This window comes from Streptomyces sp. NPDC051207, assembly GCF_040682395.1.
Taxonomy (GTDB): Bacteria; Actinomycetota; Actinomycetes; order Streptomycetales; family Streptomycetaceae; genus Streptomyces.
This window is the reverse complement of the sequence record NZ_JBFBAX010000006.1, coordinates 134,401-148,661: the sequence shown is the minus strand read 5'-3', so window position 1 is coordinate 148,661 and position 14,261 is coordinate 134,401. Positions and strand designations below refer to the sequence as shown.

Sequence of the window (14,261 nt, the reverse complement as noted above, 5' to 3'; positions counted from 1 at the left end):
CCGGGGCCGGGGGCGCAGCAACTCGTGGGGCCGCCGCCCGGCCCTCCTTACGCGGTCCTCACAGACGTGACCCAAACCACGTACGAAACGGTTTCGTTTCGATATCGGCGCGCGCTACCGTGGGAGGGCAAGACGGTGTACGAAACTGTGTCGTTCCGACGGGAAAGGGTGAGCAGTCATGGCTTCTGTCGCGGCGCCGCGCCGCAGCCGGATCACCCCCGAGCGCGAGGCCGAGCTGTACGAGGCCGTCCTCGACCTGCTCCGTGAGGTCGGCTACGACGCCCTGACCATGGACGCCGTGGCAGCGCGCACCCGCTCCAGCAAGGCGACGCTCTACCGCCAGTGGGGCGGCAAGCCCGAGCTGGTCGCCCGGGCGATCCGGCACAGCAAGCCGGGACGCGTCGCCGACGTCGACACCGGGTCCCTGCGGGGAGACCTGCGCGCCCTGGTGACCCGCGAGGACGACTGCTCCATGGAGCGCAACTCCGCGCTGATGCGGGGCCTGGTCATGGCGGTGCACAACAACCCGGACCTGCTCCGGGCGTTCAAGGAACTGCTCATCGAGCCGGAGCTGGAGGAGCTGCGCGGTGTGCTGCGGCGAGCCGTCGACCGGGGCGAGATCCGCGCGGACAACCCGGCGCTGGACTTCGTGGTGCACATGATGCTCGGCGCGTTCGCCACGCGGGCGCTGATCGAGGACCGGCCGCCCACCCAGGACTTCCTCACCTCGTACATCGACGCCGTGGTCCTCCCCGCCCTCGGCGTGCCGTCCACCGGCACCACCGCCGGTCCATCCGCCGGCACTCACTGACGCCCCCCACGTCAGCCACCACCTGACGTCACCGCTCACGTCGTCGGGCCGAACACCCCTGCCCAGATGAACCCCACGACTGACCGGGAGAACGCCCTCGTGGCCACGTTCCTCTACAAACTCGGCCGACTCGCCTTCCGGCGACGGCACTTCGTCGCCCTCATATGGGTGGCGCTGCTGACGCTCGCGGGCGCGGGCGCGGCGAGCGCCCCCGCAGCGGGCTCCTCCTCCTTCTCGATCCCCGGCACCGAGGCCCAGAAGGCCTTCGACCTGCTGGAGGAACGCTTCCCCGGCATGAGCGCCGACGGAGCGACCGCCCGCGTCGTCTTCAAGGCGCCCGGCGGCGAGAAGATGACCGACGCCGGCCACAAGGCGGCCGTGCGCGAGACCGTCAAGGAGCTGGGCGCCGGACCGGAGGTCGCCTCCGTCACCGACCCCTACCAGGCGAGGGCCGTCAGCAAGGACGGCACCATCGCCTACGCCTCCGTCAGCTACAAGGTCTCCGGCATGGAGCTTCAGGAGACGTCCAAGGACGCCCTGAAGGAGGCCGCGCAGGACGCGCGCGACGCCGGGCTGACCGTCGAGATCGGCGGTGACGCCCTCCAGGCCGTGCCCGAGACCGGCACCACGGAGATCATCGGCATCGCGGTCGCCGCGGTCGTCCTCGTCATCACCTTCGGCTCGCTGGTCGCGGCCGGGCTGCCGCTGCTCACCGCGCTGATCGGCGTCGGCATCGGCGTCTCGACGATCGCCGCGCTGGCGAGCGCGCTGGAGCTGGGCTCCACCACCTCCACGCTGGCCATGATGATCGGCCTCGCCGTCGGCATCGACTACGCGCTGTTCATCGTCTCCCGCTACCGGGCCGAGCTGGCCGAGGGCCGCGAGCGCGAGGAGGCCGCCGGACGGGCCGTCGGCACCGCGGGCTCCGCGGTGGTCTTCGCGGGCCTGACCGTCGTCATCGCGCTGGTGGGCCTCGCCGTCGTCAACATCCCGATGCTGACCAAGATGGGCGTCGCCGCGGCCGGCACGGTCGCCATCGCCGTCCTGATCGCGCTCACGATGATCCCGGCGCTGCTGGGCTACGCAGGCCGCAGGGTCATGCCGGCCGGCCGCAAGAGCAGGTGGCTGGGCGGCGGCCGGGCGGCGAAGACCGCGTCCGGCGAGCCGGGCTCCGGGGGCGGGGCCGCCAAGCCGAACATGGGCACCCGCTGGGCGGGCTTCGTCGTACGGCGTCCCGTCGCCGTCCTGCTGCTGGGCGTGCTCGGCCTCGGTGCGGCGGCCGTGCCGGCGGCCTCGCTGGAGCTGGGCCTGCCCGACGACGGCTCGCAGCCGACGTCCACGACCCAGCGCCGGGCGTACGACCTGCTGTCGCAGGGGTTCGGCGCCGGGTTCAACGGCCCGCTCGTGGTCGTGGTGGACGCCGGGTCGAGCGACGACGCGCAGGCGGCCTTCCGGCACGTCTCCGACGAGATCAAGGGCCTGGAGGACGTCGTCACGGTGACCCCGCCCGCCCCGAACAAGGCGGGCGACACGGCGACGATCACCGTCGTCCCCGACGCCGAGCCCTCGTCCGCCGCGACCGAGGACCTGGTGCACGCCATCCGTGACGCCGGTACGGGCATCAAGGCCGCCACCGGCGCCGAGGTGCTGGTGACCGGCTCGACGGCGATGAACATCGACGTGAGCCAGAAGCTGAACGACGCGCTGCTGCCGTACCTCGTGCTGGTCGTGGGCCTCGCCTTCCTCCTCCTGATCGTGGTGTTCCGCTCGATCCTGGTCCCGCTCAAGGCGGCCCTCGGCTTCCTGCTCAGCGTGCTCGCCGCGCTCGGCGCCGTCGTCGCGGTGTTCCAGTGGGGCTGGCTCGCCGGGCTGATGGGCGTCGAGGAGACCGGCCCGGTGATGTCGATGATGCCGATCTTCATGGTCGGCGTGGTCTTCGGCCTGGCGATGGACTACGAGGTGTTCCTCGTGACCCGGATGCGGGAGGCGTACGTCCACGGCGAGAAGCCGGACCAGGCGGTGGTGACCGGCTTCCGGTACGGGGCGCGGGTCGTCACGGCGGCGGCCGTCATCATGATCGCGGTGTTCGCGGGCTTCATCGGCTCCAGCGAGTCCATGGTCAAGATGATCGGCTTCGGCCTGGCCATCGCGGTGTTCTTCGACGCGTTCGTCGTCCGCATGGCGATCGTCCCGGCGGTGCTGGCGCTGCTCGGCAGGACGGCCTGGTGGCTGCCGAGGTGGCTGGACCGCGCCCTGCCCAACGTGGACGTCGAGGGCGAGGGACTGCGCAGGGCCGGGGAGCGCGGGCGCGCGGGTGAGGCCGACGAGGACCGCGACATGGTCCGCCTCTGACGGCAGACCCGCCGAGAGCGGCCGGTGAGGGCCCCGTGGGGACGGGCAGGCCCTCACCGGCTTTCCCCTTTTGCGGAGCCGGACCCCGGCACGGGCGCCCCGGGCCGTCGGCAGCCGTGCGTCCGCCCGGGCCGAGGAGCACCCTGGAACCAGGCAATCCGGAGGTGGTCCCCATGACGCACACCACAGTGGGATGGCATGTCGAGCTGGAGTTCCAGGAGGACGACCAGCACACGCGCGCCGCGGCCCTGGTCCGGCTGCCCGACGGCACCGAGGTCCGGGCGCACGGGCACGCCAGCCGGCACGATTCCGACGCGAACCAGCCGCGGGTCGGGGAGGAGATCGCCGGGGCGAGGGCGCTCAACGAGCTGGCCATGCGGTTGTTGTCCAAGGCGCACGACGAGATCGACACGGCGTCCGGGCGGACGTCCCACCCGATCCACGTGTGAACCGGCCGGCCCCCGTGTGAACCGGCCGGCCCTGTGTGAGCCGGCCGCGCCACCCGGCGCTGTTCCAGCCGGCCCGCCCGGCACGCTCAGCGCCGCCGTCCGCCCTGGTCGGGCAGCCGTTCGCGGGCGGTGCGCTGCGCCGTGCCGGTCAGGTGCTCCAGCACCTCGACCAGCTCCTGGCAGGCCTGTTCCACGGACCGCCGGGTGTTGCGCTGCTCGGTGATCACGGCGGACAGCAGCAGCGCGGTCAGCGCCATCGACCCGTTGAAGGCCTGGAGCTTCAGCATCACCTCGACGTCGGTCAGCCCCTTGAAGGGCCCGGCCCGGTCGGTGGCCGCGACCGACGCCATGACGGAGGCGTACAGCGCGGCCAGCATGCTGCCCGCGTGCTCGAAGGTCAGCGCTCCCCAGACCAGCAGCGGGAACACCACGTACAGCAGGCTGATGGAGCTGTGCGTGGCCAGCCACACCAGGAGGCCGGTGAAGAGGGTCAGCGCGGTGGCCTGCACCCAGCGCCGCGGCCGTCCGGGGGGCCACCGCAGCCGCCGGAGCAGCAGGAGCAGGGGGGTGACGATGACGACGCCCATCGCGTCGCCCACCCACCAGGCCAGCCAGACCGGCCAGAAGCTCTCCGTGTCGAGCTTGCCGCTGTGCACGAGGGCGCCGACGCCGACGGACGAGCTGATCAGCATGCTGGCCAGCGCCCCGAGGAAGACCAGCGCGAGGCCGTCCCGGAGCCGGCTGAGGTCGGTGCGGAAGTCCACCCGGCGCAGCAGGAACAGCGCGCAGACCGGACCGGCGGCGTTGCCGAACAGGGTGACGACCACGCCGGGCGACAGCGATGTGATGGACATGATCACGAACAGGGCGCCGAGCACGATGCCGGGCACCGCGCGCAGCCCGAGGATCAGCAGGCAGGCGACGGCCAGGCCGGTGGGCGGCCACACGGGTGTGACGACGGCGTCCTCGACCGCCAGCTGCCGCAGCAGGCCGAGCCGCCCCGTCGCGTAGTAGGAGGCCGCGACGGCCAGGGTCTCCAGGGCGAGGACGACCGGCCGCGGCCAAGCTCGAATGCCCGCCACAGCAGCCATCAGACACCGGTGGGGCCGGGACGGCGAGGCGGGAGGGTCCGCGTCCCGCCCTACGGCTGAACCTTTCGCCCGTCGTGCGCCACCACCAGCACGGCCGCGTCGTCCTCGTGCCCGACGCGTTCGGCGTTCTTGATGACGGCGGCGGCCAGCGAGTCCGCCGTCATCCCGGCCACGGCGGCTATCCCGGCGAGGCGCTGCACCTGGTCGAGGCCCTCGTCGATGCTCAGGGCGGGGCCCTCGACCACCCCGTCCGTCAACAGGACGAAGACCCCGCCCGTGGTCAGCTGGTACCGGGTGACCGGGTACTTGGTGTACGCGAGGACGCCCAGCGGCGGTCCGCCCTCGTCGTCGGAGACGCCGGCCCTGCCGTCGGCGGTGGCCCACACGCAGGGGATGTGCCCGGCCCGCGCGCTCTCCAGCATCCCCGTGACCGGGTCGAGCCGCATGAAGGTGCAGGTGGCGAAGAGGTCGCCGCCGAGGGATATCAGCAGGTCGTTGGTACGGGTGAGCAGCTCGCCCGGTTCGCTCGTGACGGAGGCGAGCGCCCGCAGGCCGACGCGGACCTGTCCCATGAAGGCCGCCGCGTCGATGGTGTGGCCCTGGACGTCGCCGACGGAGAGCCCGATGCGGCCGTCGGGCAGCAGGAAGGCGTCGTACCAGTCGCCGCCCACGTTGAGCCCGGAGAAGGCGGGGGAGTACCGCATGGCCAGGTGGATGCCGGGCACGGTGGGCATCTCGCCGGGGAGCATGCCGCGCTGCAGGGCGATGGCCAGTTCCACGCGGGAGCGCTGCTGCTCCGCCTGCTCGCGCGCCTGGGCCGTCAGCGAACCGAGTCTGGTCAGCAACTCGTCGCCGCCGTCCGCCTGGCGCTTGCGGGACATCGAATGCTCCGGAGTGGGGTGACCGACCGAGGTGGGGCGGTATGAGGCTTTTGTCCGACTGTTCCGATCGTAGCGGCATCCCGGGTCGGCTCCCGGGCGCGACCGGGGCACGTGCGGCTCCGCGGGCCGGGGGCGCGTGCGCTGCCTCCCGGCGCGGCCGGCCCACGCGTTGCCCCCCGGGCCCGGCCTAGTTCCCGAGAGCCGCCCGCACCCCCCGTACCAGCGCCTGTGCGCGCGGGTCCGCCGTCACCGTCTTGCGCAAGCCGTTGGTGACGTAGCCCAGCGCGATGCCCGTCTCCGGGTCGGCGAAGCCGAGGGCGCCGCCGCGGCCCGGGTGGCCGAAGGAGCCGGGGCCGAGGAACGGGGAGGCGCTGCCGTGCAGCATGTAGCCGAGGCCGAAGCGGGTGCCGACGACGAGGACCCGGTCGGGTCCCGCCGACTCCTCGGCGCGGGCCAGCTCCACCGTCGCCGGGTCGAACAGCCGCACCCCGCCGACCTCGCCGATCAGCGCGGCGTAGAAGCGGGCGAGTCCGTCGGCCGTGGCGATGCCGTTGGTCGCGGGCAGGGCGGCGGCGCGGTACGCCGGGTCGTTCTGGTCCGGGAACGGCGTGATCGCGGCGAAGGCGCGGCGGGTCAGGGACTCCGGGTCCTGGTAGGCCTCGGTGACCGAGCGCTTGGGGCGGGCCCGCAGCACCCCGGACGCCGGCTCGGGCCCGTCCACGCGTCCGACACGGCCCGCGCGGCCCGCCGCCTCCTCCGCGGCGGGCAGCCCCAGCCACAGGTCCAGGCCCAGCGGCGCGGCGATCTCGGCGGCGATCCACTCACCGGTGCCGCGTCCGGTCACGCGCCGCACCAGTTCGTCCAGCAACCAGCCGTACGTCAGCGCGTGGTAGCCGTGGTCGGTGCCCGGCTGCCAGGCGGGTGCCTGCGCGGCGACCGCCTCGGGGCCGCGCAGCGGGTCCAGCGCCTCGGCGGGCGTGAGCGGCCGGTCGAGCACGGGCAGCCCGGCCCGGTGGTTCAGCACGTGCCGGACCAGCACCCGGTCCTTGCCGTGCGCCTTGAACCGCGGCCAGTACGCGCCGACCGGCGCGTCCAGGTCCAGCTCCCCGCGCTGGTGCAGCAGCAGGAGCACGGCGGCGGCGACGCCCTTCGTCGCGGAGCGCACGACCTGCGCGGTGCCCCGCCGCCACGGCTCGGTGCCGTCGACGTCCTTGGTGCCGCCCCACAGGTCGACGACCCTGCGCCCGTGGCGGTAGACGGCGACGGCGGCGCCCCGCTCCCCGAGCACCTCGAAGTTCCGCGCGAACGCTTCCCTGACCGGCTCGAAGCCCTCGGCCACTGTGCCGTGCACGTCCACGCCCACGTCTTCTGCCCCTTCCGATGGTCGGCCGCCTGCGACAGTGCGTGAAACACCGCCCGGACGCCTGCGATTCCTGTGTTCCGCTGCCTCAGCATGATCGTCGGCCGCGCGGTCCTGGTCCACGGCAGGTGGGGCGGACCGCGGGGCACCCGCGTTCAGAAGGCGCGGTCGGCCGCCGCCCCGGCCCGCTCGGCCAGCCGCCACAGCTCCTCGCGCAGCCGCGCCACCTCGCCGCCGTCGAGGCCGGTCGCCGCGAGCAGCTCGCCCGGCACCCGCGCCGCACGCTCCCGCAGCTCCTCGCCGCGCCCCGTGCAGGCGACCAGCACCGAGCGCTCGTCGTGCGCGGCGCGTTCCCGCCGCACCAGCCCCGCGCCCTCCAGCCGCTTCAGCAGCGGCGACACCGTGCCGTAGTCCAGGCGCAGCGCGGCGGCCAGGTCCTTCACCGTGCTCTCGCCGCGCTCCCACAGCACCAGCAGCACCAGATACTGCGGGTAGGTCAGCCCCAGCTCCTCCAGGAGCGGGCGGTACGCGGCCGTCACCGCGCGCTGCGCTGCGTACAGCGCGAAGCACAGCTGGTCGTCCAGCAGGAGCGAGGCGCCCTCCGCCGGGGGCTTCTCGTCGGTCACGCGCCCATTGTCACGGACCGCGGGTCGAATCCGAACGGCAGCTCCAGCCGGTGGGCGCGCATCAGCTCCTCGTCGGCGAGCAGATCGGCCGTCCGGCCGTCGGCGGCGATCACGCCGTCGCTGAGGACCAGGGAGCGCGGGCACAGTTCCAGGGCGTACGGCAGGTCGTGCGTGACCATGAGCACCGTCACGTCGAGCGAGCGCAGGATGTCGGCCAGTTCGCGGCGGGAGGCCGGGTCGAGGTTGGACGACGGCTCGTCCAGCACGAGGATCTCCGGCTCCATCGCCAGCACGGTCGCCACCGCCACCCGGCGCCGCTGCCCGAACGACAGGTGGTGCGGGGGCCGGTCCTTGAAGTCCGCCATGCCGACCCGGGCCAGCGCCCGGTCCACGCGTTCCTCCAGCTCCGGGCCCCGCACCCCGGCCGCCGCCGGACCGAACGCCACGTCCTCCCGCACGGTCGGCATGAACAGCTGGTCGTCGGGGTCCTGGAAGACGATGCCGACCCGCCGCCGGATCTCCGCCATGTGCTCCTTGCCGACCGGCAGCCCGGCGACCTTCACCGTGCCCGTGCCGCCGGTCAGGATGCCGTTGAGGTGCAGCACGAGGGTCGTCTTGCCGGCGCCGTTCGGGCCGAGCAGCGCGACCCGCTCGCCGCGCGCGACGGTGAAGTCCACGCCGAACAGCGCCTGGTGCCCGTCCGGGTAGGCGAAGGCCAGCCCGGCCACGTCCAGCGAAGGCGTCACATCAGTCACAGGACCCATCCCAGCACACAGACGACGAGGGCGGCGCAGGGCAGGGCGAGGGCGTACGACCACTGCGCCCGGGACGCGGTCACCTCGTCGATCACCGGCATGGAACCGGCGTAACCCCGGCTGATCATGGCGAGGTGTACGCGCTCGCCGCGTTCGTAGGAGCGGATGAACAGCGCGCCCGCCGACTTCGCCAGGACGCCCCAGTGGCGCAGCCCGCTCGCCTCGAAGCCGCGGGACTCGCGGGCGATGCGCATGCGCCGCATCTCGCCGGTGATGACGTCGCCGTAGCGGATCATGAAGGACGCGATCTGCACGAGCAGCGGGGGCAGCCTGAGGCGCTGGAGGCCGAGCAGCAGTTCGCGCAGTTCGGTGGTGGCGGCCAGCAGGACGGAGGTGGCGACGCCGAGGGTGCCCTTGGCGAGCACGTTCCAGGCGCCCCACAGGCCGTTGACGCTCAGGGACAGGCCGAGGACGTCGACCCGCTCGCCCTCCGCGACGAACGGCATGAGCACCGCGAACGCCACGAACGGCACCTCGATCAGCAGCCGCTTCAGCAGGAAGGCGGCGGGCACGCGCGCCGCGCACGCGACGCCCGCGAGGAGCACGGCGTACAGCCCGAACGCCCACATCGCCTCGCGCGGCGTCGACACGACGACCACCACGAAGGCGAACACCGCGGCCAGCTTGGTGTGCGGCGGCAGGGCGTGCACGGGCGAGTGCCCGTGCCGGTAGAGCTGGTGCGCTCCCCCCGGCTCCCGGCCCCGCTCGACCAGGGAGGCACCCCCATCGGCGCCCATGTCAGACGCTCGTGTGCGCGGGGGAGGTGTCGGCCGTGCGGCGCCTGCGGACCGCCCAGAACACACCGGTGCCGGCGACGACCGTCACGCCGACGCCGATGACGCCCGCGAGACCGCCGGACAGCCGGGCGTCCTCGACGTCCTTGACGCCGTAGTCGGCGAGCGGCGAGTCCGCGGCCGGGTGCTCCTCGGCCGCCTTGTCGAAGCCCTGGTCGGCGGCGACCTTCTCCAGGCCGTCCGGTTCGGCGGAGGCGTAGAAGCTGACGAACCCGGCGAGCACCAGGGAGGTCACCAGGCCGGTGATCCAGAACGCGCGGCGCGAGGTGCGGGCCGCGACCGGCGCCGGCTCCGCCCCGGGCGCGTCCACCAGCTCGCCGTTCACCCGCAGCCGGAGCCGCGGCTGGAGCCCGCGCGCCCCGTGCACGAGGTCCGGGCGTACCGCGACGACGGCGCCCACGGTCAGCGCGGTGATCACGGCCTCGCCGAGGCCGATGAGAACGTGCACGCCGATCATGGCGGTGGCGACCTTGCCGATCGCCACGTCGGTGGTGCCGCCGACCGCGTAGACCAGCGTGAAGGCGAGGGCGGAGGCCGGCACGGAGACCAGGGCGGCGACGAAGGCCGCGGCGGTCACCGACCTGCGGGTGCGGGGCAGCACCTTGACCAGGCCGCGGAACAGGGCGTACGCGACGACGGTCGTCACGATGGCCATGTCGGTGATGTTCACGCCGAGCGCCGTCAGGCCGCCGTCCGCGAAGAGGATGCCCTGCATGAGCAGCACCACGGAGACACACAGCACCCCCGTGCAAGGGCCGACGAGGATCGCCGCGAGCGCGCCGCCGAGCAGATGGCCGCTGGTCCCCGCCGCGACGGGGAAGTTGAGCATCTGCACCGCGAAGATGAACGCCGCCACGAGACCGGCCAGCGGGGCCGTCCGCTCGTCCAGCTCGCGGCGGGCACCTCGCAGGCTCACGGCGACGGCACCGGCGGCGATGACACCGGTCGCGGCGGACGTGGGGGCGTCTATGAATCCGTCAGGCACATGCACCGTTCGATGATAGTGGCTTGTTGCGAACCTCTTGCAAGAGCGAGGTACTCGTCATCGAGTCGCCGTCGAGCGGTGAGACGTCCGGCACAGCGAGGCGTGATCCGGGAAATATGGGACATTGGGTGGGGCGGGGGTGCAGAGCCAGCCACTGGGGCACCACAGCGTAAGGGGCCGTCCGATGCCGGTAGTCGAACAGTACGCACGAGCCCACATCGTCACGGACGCCGACGACCGTGTGGAGGAGGAGCGTGGCGCCGTCAGCGTGGCACTGCGCTACGACCCCGCCGAGGATCCCCGCGCCGTGCGGGTGGGGCTGCCGCCGGGACCCGGCTCCCGCGAGTGGACCTTCTCCCGCTCGCTGCTCGAAAAAGGGCTGCGCGCCCCCGCGGAGAGCGGCTCGATACGGGTGTGGCCGTGCGGGCGCGTGCAGGCCGTGGTCGAGTTCCACTCCGCGCAGGGGTGCTCGGTGGTGCAGTTCGAGACGAAGACGCTGCTGCGGTTCCTGCGGCGGACGTACACGGCCGCGACGGAGCCGGCGCAGAGCGTGTCCGGCTGACCGGGCGGCACCACCCCGGACGGAGCGTCCGGGGCGAGCCTCGATGGGGCAGCCGGGCAGGTCGGCCCGCGCGCGTCAGCCGCCCGCCCTGAGCAGCGCCGCGACGAGCGGGCCCGCCGTCTCGCCGCCGTGGCCGCCCTGCTGGACGACGCCCGCCGCGGCCAGGTCCCCCTTGTACGCGGTGAACCAGCCGTTCGGCTTCTTCTGGCCGTCGACCTCCGCCGAGCCCGTCTTGGCGCCCCCGCCGATCCCCGCCATCGCCTTCGCGGCCGTGCCGTACGACGCCGTGTGCGACATCAGCGCGCGCAGCTGCCTCAGCGTGTCCGCGGACAGCGTGCGCGAGGCCGCGGCGAGCCGCCGGTCGTCCACGTCGGGTGACACCAGGTACGGCTGGCGGAAGGTGCCGGACTGCACGGTCGCCGACACCGACGCCATGTTCAGCGGGTTCATCCGGACCCCGCCCTGGCCGATCAGGGACGCGGCCATCGGCGCCGCCGACTGCACCGGCACCGACCCGTCGAACGACGGCACCCCGATCGCCCAGTCGTTGCGCCCCAGGCCGAAGACCTGCTGGGCCTGCTTCGTCAGGTCGTCGTTCTCCAGCTTCGGGGCCTGGCTGATGAAGGCGGTGTTGCAGGAGCGCGCGAAGCTCGCCGTGAACGTGCCGTCCTTGATCTCGAACTTGTCGTCGTTCTGGAACTTCCAGCCGCCGTAGCTGAAGTACTTCGGGCACGGGTGCTTCCTGTCCGCCGCCGCCAGGCCCTTCTCGATCAGCAGCGACGAGGTGATGACCTTCATCGTCGAGCCGGGCGCCAGCGAGCCCTGGAAGGCGACGTTGAAGCCGTGCGAGGAGTTCGCCACGGCCAGGATCTCGCCCGTCGACGGCCGCAGTACGACCACCGAGGCGCGCTTGCGCCCGGCGACCTCCTTCTCCGCGGCGGCCTGGAGCCTCGGGCTGAGCGTGGTCTTCACGGTGCCCGGCGTGCCCTCGCTCAGCTCCAGCAGCGTCTTGTCGGCCAGTTCGGCGGCCTTCGACGCCCTGCCGCGCTCCACGCGCAGCTCGACGCCCGCCGTGCCGCCGGCGGTCTTGCCGTACTTCTCGCGCAGCGCGTCCAGGACCGTGCCGAGCGAGGGGTACTTCTTGGCGGTCAGCTCGCCGCCGTCCCGGCCGAGCGCCGTGACCGGCGGGGTGCCCGCCTCGCCGGTGACCAGCCGGTCGCCGTCCCTGAGATCGGGGTGGACGACGGAGGCCTGCCAGTCGACGAGCGGCCTGCCGTCGCCGGCGCGGACGACGGTGAGCGCGCTGCCGTACCCGACCGGCTTGCGGACGCCCTCGTACGACACCGTGCCCTCGACCTCGAAGGGGACCCTGTCGCCCGCGGGCCGGCCCACCGTGAACGCGGCCCCCTCCACGCGGGCGTCCCTGGTGAACGCGGTGAGCATCGCGCCGGCCGCCTTCGGGTCGTCGGTCGCCCCGGCCGCCTCGGACACCCTGCCGTCCTGCCAGGCGGTGAGGAAACGCCGGGCGGCGGTGGTGACCTCCTCCTGCGACAGGGGGCCCGGCCGGAACGCCCTGACCACCGGCTGCCCGTCGCCGGACCCGCCCCACAGCGCGTAGCCGCCGGCCCCCGCGCCGAGCACCACCACCGCGACGGCCGCGCCGAGCACGGCCGGCTGCCTCACGTACCGCGTGGACCGCCGCTCGGCGACGCGTCTTCTGTTGCCCACTGCTGTCTGTCCTCCGTACGACCCCTGGTGCCGCTGCCCGTTGCCCTCGGTTCAACGACGGCGACCACCCTAGGGGGTGCGGCGCGCTGTACGGTCAGCCGCCGGCCGCCAGGACCGCGCGGACGATCGGGCCCGCCGCGTCGCCGCCGTGACCGCCCCCCTCGGCCATGGCCGCCGCCGCGACATCGCCCCGGAAGCCGGTGAACCAGCTGTTGAGCGCGTCACCGTCCACCTCGGCGGAGCCGGTCTTGGCGCCGATGTCGCCGCCGAGCCCGGACATGACCGCGGCGGCCGTGCCCCGCGTGGCGGTGAGCCGCATCATCTGCTTCAGCTGGGCCGCGGTGCCGGCCGGCAGGCCCCTGGCGGTGGCGATGCGGCGGTCGTCGAGGCCGGGCGACACCAGACGGGGCTGGCGGAAGGTGCCGGTGATGGCGGTCGCGGTCACGGACGCCATGTTCAGCGGGCTCATCTGGACCTGGCCCTGGCCGATGGCGTTGGCCGCCCGGTCGGGTCCGCCGGACGCCGGGACGCGGCCGTCGAAGGAGTCGATGCCGGTCTTCCAGTCGTTGCGGCCGAGCCCGAACCGCTCCTCGGCCTCGGCCGTCAGGGAGGCGTCGGTGAGCGGCCGCTCGTCGACGAGCTTGACGAAGGCGGTGTTGCAGGACCGCAGGAAGCTGCCCGCGAGGGTCGCGTCCTCGTCGGGCCGCATGCCCGTGAGGTTCTCGAAGGTCTGGCTCTGCCAGGTCGCCCGGTCGGGGCAGGGCGCCGGGCCGTTCATCGAGGTCACGCCGTTGTCGATGAGCATCGCCGCAGTGATGATCTTCATGACGGAACCGGGCGCGACCTGGCCCTGGAACGCCGCGTTGAAGCCGTCCGTGCGGTGGTTGGCGACGGCGAGGACCTCGCCGGTGCTCGGCTGGACGGCCACCACGGACGACTCGTCGTAGTCGCGCACCGCCTTCTCGGCCGCCGCCTGCACGCCCGCGCTGATCGTCGTGCGCAGCGTGCCGGGCTCACCCTTGGCGAGGGTCAGCAGCGGGGTGTCGGGCACGGAGTCGCCGGCGTGCCGGATCGCCAGCTCGACACCGGGCTCGCCGCCCGCCTTGTCGCCGTACCGGGCGCGCAGCTGGTCGAGGATCGGCCCGAGGGACGGGTACTCCTCCTTCGTCAGCACCGTGCCGTCGCGGCCGACGGCCCGGATCGGCGGGTCCGCCGACTCCTCCGTCACGAGCGTGTCGCCCGCCTTCAGCCCGGGGTGCACGACGGACGGCTCCCAGTCGACCAGCGCCCGCCCGGTGCTGACACCGCGCACGACGGTCAGCTCGCTCTTGTACGACAGCGGCTTCGACGTGCCGCCGTACGACACCGTGGCCCGCACCGTGAACGGCACGGTCGTGCCGCTCACCCTGCCCGGCGTGATCCGCACGCCGGTGATGTGCGCGTCCTCGCCGAACGCGGTGAGCAGCGGCCCGGCGGCGCCGTCGTGGTTCGTGTACGACGCGGCGGTCACCGCGTCGCCGTTCTCCCAGGCCGTGAAGAACTTCCCGGTCGTCTCCCCGACCTCGTCCCGGCTCGGCGTCCCGGACCTCGCCGCCGCCGTACCGATCCCGCCGCCCCCGTCACCGCTCAGCGCGTTCACGATGTTGTACGTGCCGTAGCCGGCCCCGCCCACCATCACCGCGAACACCCCGCCGACCAGGCCGATCTTGATCCCCCTGCGCATGACGCGCTCCCCTCCCCGTTTCCCCCCACGCCTTCCTCGACCCGCCCGGGAAGACGCCTGTGCGAACGCTCCAGTGAAGCCCTG

At 73.5% G+C, this 14,261-nt stretch carries 13 protein-coding genes; 4 read left to right on the top strand and 9 right to left on the bottom strand.

The annotated features are described in order from the left end of the window. The first annotated feature begins 178 nt into the window (after positions 1-178). The 3 genes from AB0M97_RS08835 (at position 179) to AB0M97_RS08825 (ending at position 3,612) form a co-directional block, all read left to right on the top strand. Positions 179-811 carry a TetR/AcrR family transcriptional regulator gene (locus AB0M97_RS08835; protein WP_365960041.1) on the top strand — a complete coding sequence of 211 codons (633 nt, stop codon included), beginning with the start codon at positions 179-181 and terminating at the stop codon, positions 809-811. A 99-nt stretch (positions 812-910) separates the two neighbouring features. Next, a complete protein-coding gene (locus AB0M97_RS08830) occupies positions 911-3,163 on the top strand; it encodes an MMPL family transporter (RefSeq protein ID WP_365960146.1) in 2,253 nt (750 codons plus the stop codon). Positions 3,164-3,336: 173 nt separating this feature from the next. Next, complete coding sequence (locus AB0M97_RS08825; RefSeq protein ID WP_365960040.1) at positions 3,337-3,612, top strand: DUF1876 domain-containing protein; 276 nt, start codon at positions 3,337-3,339, stop codon at positions 3,610-3,612. A gap of 86 nt (positions 3,613-3,698) precedes the next feature. Here the strand turns inward: AB0M97_RS08825 and AB0M97_RS08820 are convergent, their stop codons facing one another. The 7 genes from AB0M97_RS08820 to AB0M97_RS08790 form a co-directional block, all read right to left on the bottom strand. Beyond that, positions 3,699-4,703, bottom strand: coding sequence for an MASE1 domain-containing protein (locus tag AB0M97_RS08820; RefSeq protein WP_365960039.1), 1,005 nt, complete (start codon positions 4,701-4,703; stop codon positions 3,699-3,701). A gap of 50 nt (positions 4,704-4,753) precedes the next feature. Next, complete coding sequence (locus tag AB0M97_RS08815) at positions 4,754-5,584, bottom strand: PP2C family protein-serine/threonine phosphatase (protein WP_365960038.1); 831 nt, start codon at positions 5,582-5,584, stop codon at positions 4,754-4,756. Positions 5,585-5,771: 187 nt separating this feature from the next. Beyond that, positions 5,772-6,941: a serine hydrolase domain-containing protein gene (locus tag AB0M97_RS08810; RefSeq protein WP_365960145.1), complete on the bottom strand. Its 1,170-nt coding sequence runs from the start codon at positions 6,939-6,941 to the stop codon at positions 5,772-5,774. Between the two features lie 158 nt (positions 6,942-7,099). After that, positions 7,100-7,570, bottom strand: a complete 471-nt coding sequence (locus tag AB0M97_RS08805; protein ID WP_365960037.1) for a MarR family transcriptional regulator — start codon at positions 7,568-7,570, stop codon at positions 7,100-7,102. Next, positions 7,567-8,334, bottom strand: coding sequence for an ABC transporter ATP-binding protein (locus AB0M97_RS08800; RefSeq protein WP_365960036.1), 768 nt, complete (start codon positions 8,332-8,334; stop codon positions 7,567-7,569). Before AB0M97_RS08800 ends, AB0M97_RS08805 begins: the two co-directional genes overlap by 4 nt. After that, positions 8,322-9,122, bottom strand: a complete 801-nt coding sequence (gene cbiQ / locus AB0M97_RS08795) for a cobalt ECF transporter T component CbiQ (protein WP_365960035.1) — start codon at positions 9,120-9,122, stop codon at positions 8,322-8,324. Before cbiQ ends, AB0M97_RS08800 begins: the two co-directional genes overlap by 13 nt. A 1-nt stretch (position 9,123) precedes the next feature. Then, a complete protein-coding gene (locus AB0M97_RS08790; RefSeq protein WP_365960034.1) occupies positions 9,124-10,170 on the bottom strand; it encodes an energy-coupling factor ABC transporter permease in 1,047 nt (348 codons plus the stop codon). A 178-nt stretch (positions 10,171-10,348) separates the two neighbouring features. Here AB0M97_RS08790 and AB0M97_RS08785 point away from each other — a divergent pair, with 178 nt between their 5' ends. Then, positions 10,349-10,726: an SsgA family sporulation/cell division regulator gene (locus AB0M97_RS08785; RefSeq protein WP_365960033.1), complete on the top strand. Its 378-nt coding sequence runs from the start codon at positions 10,349-10,351 to the stop codon at positions 10,724-10,726. A 75-nt stretch (positions 10,727-10,801) separates the two neighbouring features. On the opposite strand, the gene AB0M97_RS08780 is transcribed toward AB0M97_RS08785, so the two are convergent. Then, positions 10,802-12,454, bottom strand: coding sequence for a penicillin-binding transpeptidase domain-containing protein (locus AB0M97_RS08780; RefSeq protein ID WP_365960032.1), 1,653 nt, complete (start codon positions 12,452-12,454; stop codon positions 10,802-10,804). Between the two features lie 94 nt (positions 12,455-12,548). After that, positions 12,549-14,177, bottom strand: a complete 1,629-nt coding sequence (locus AB0M97_RS08775; protein ID WP_365960031.1) for a penicillin-binding transpeptidase domain-containing protein — start codon at positions 14,175-14,177, stop codon at positions 12,549-12,551. Positions 14,178-14,261 lie beyond the last annotated feature (84 nt).

What these genes read in the sequence shown, in the direction of transcription:
- AB0M97_RS08835 (WP_365960041.1), top strand. Translation starts at nt 179, where the DNA reads ATGGCTTCTGTCGCGGCGCCGCGCCGCAGCCGGATCACCCCCGAGCGC.
- AB0M97_RS08825 (WP_365960040.1), top strand. Translation starts at nt 3,337, where the DNA reads ATGACGCACACCACAGTGGGATGGCATGTCGAGCTGGAGTTCCAGGAG.
- AB0M97_RS08820 (WP_365960039.1), bottom strand. Translation starts at nt 4,703, where the DNA reads ATGGCTGCTGTGGCGGGCATTCGAGCTTGGCCGCGGCCGGTCGTCCTC.
- AB0M97_RS08815 (WP_365960038.1), bottom strand. Translation starts at nt 5,584, where the DNA reads ATGTCCCGCAAGCGCCAGGCGGACGGCGGCGACGAGTTGCTGACCAGA.
- AB0M97_RS08800 (WP_365960036.1), bottom strand. Translation starts at nt 8,334, where the DNA reads ATGGGTCCTGTGACTGATGTGACGCCTTCGCTGGACGTGGCCGGGCTG.
- cbiQ (WP_365960035.1), bottom strand. Translation starts at nt 9,122, where the DNA reads ATGGGCGCCGATGGGGGTGCCTCCCTGGTCGAGCGGGGCCGGGAGCCG.
- AB0M97_RS08785 (WP_365960033.1), top strand. Translation starts at nt 10,349, where the DNA reads ATGCCGGTAGTCGAACAGTACGCACGAGCCCACATCGTCACGGACGCC.
- AB0M97_RS08775 (WP_365960031.1), bottom strand. Translation starts at nt 14,177, where the DNA reads ATGCGCAGGGGGATCAAGATCGGCCTGGTCGGCGGGGTGTTCGCGGTG.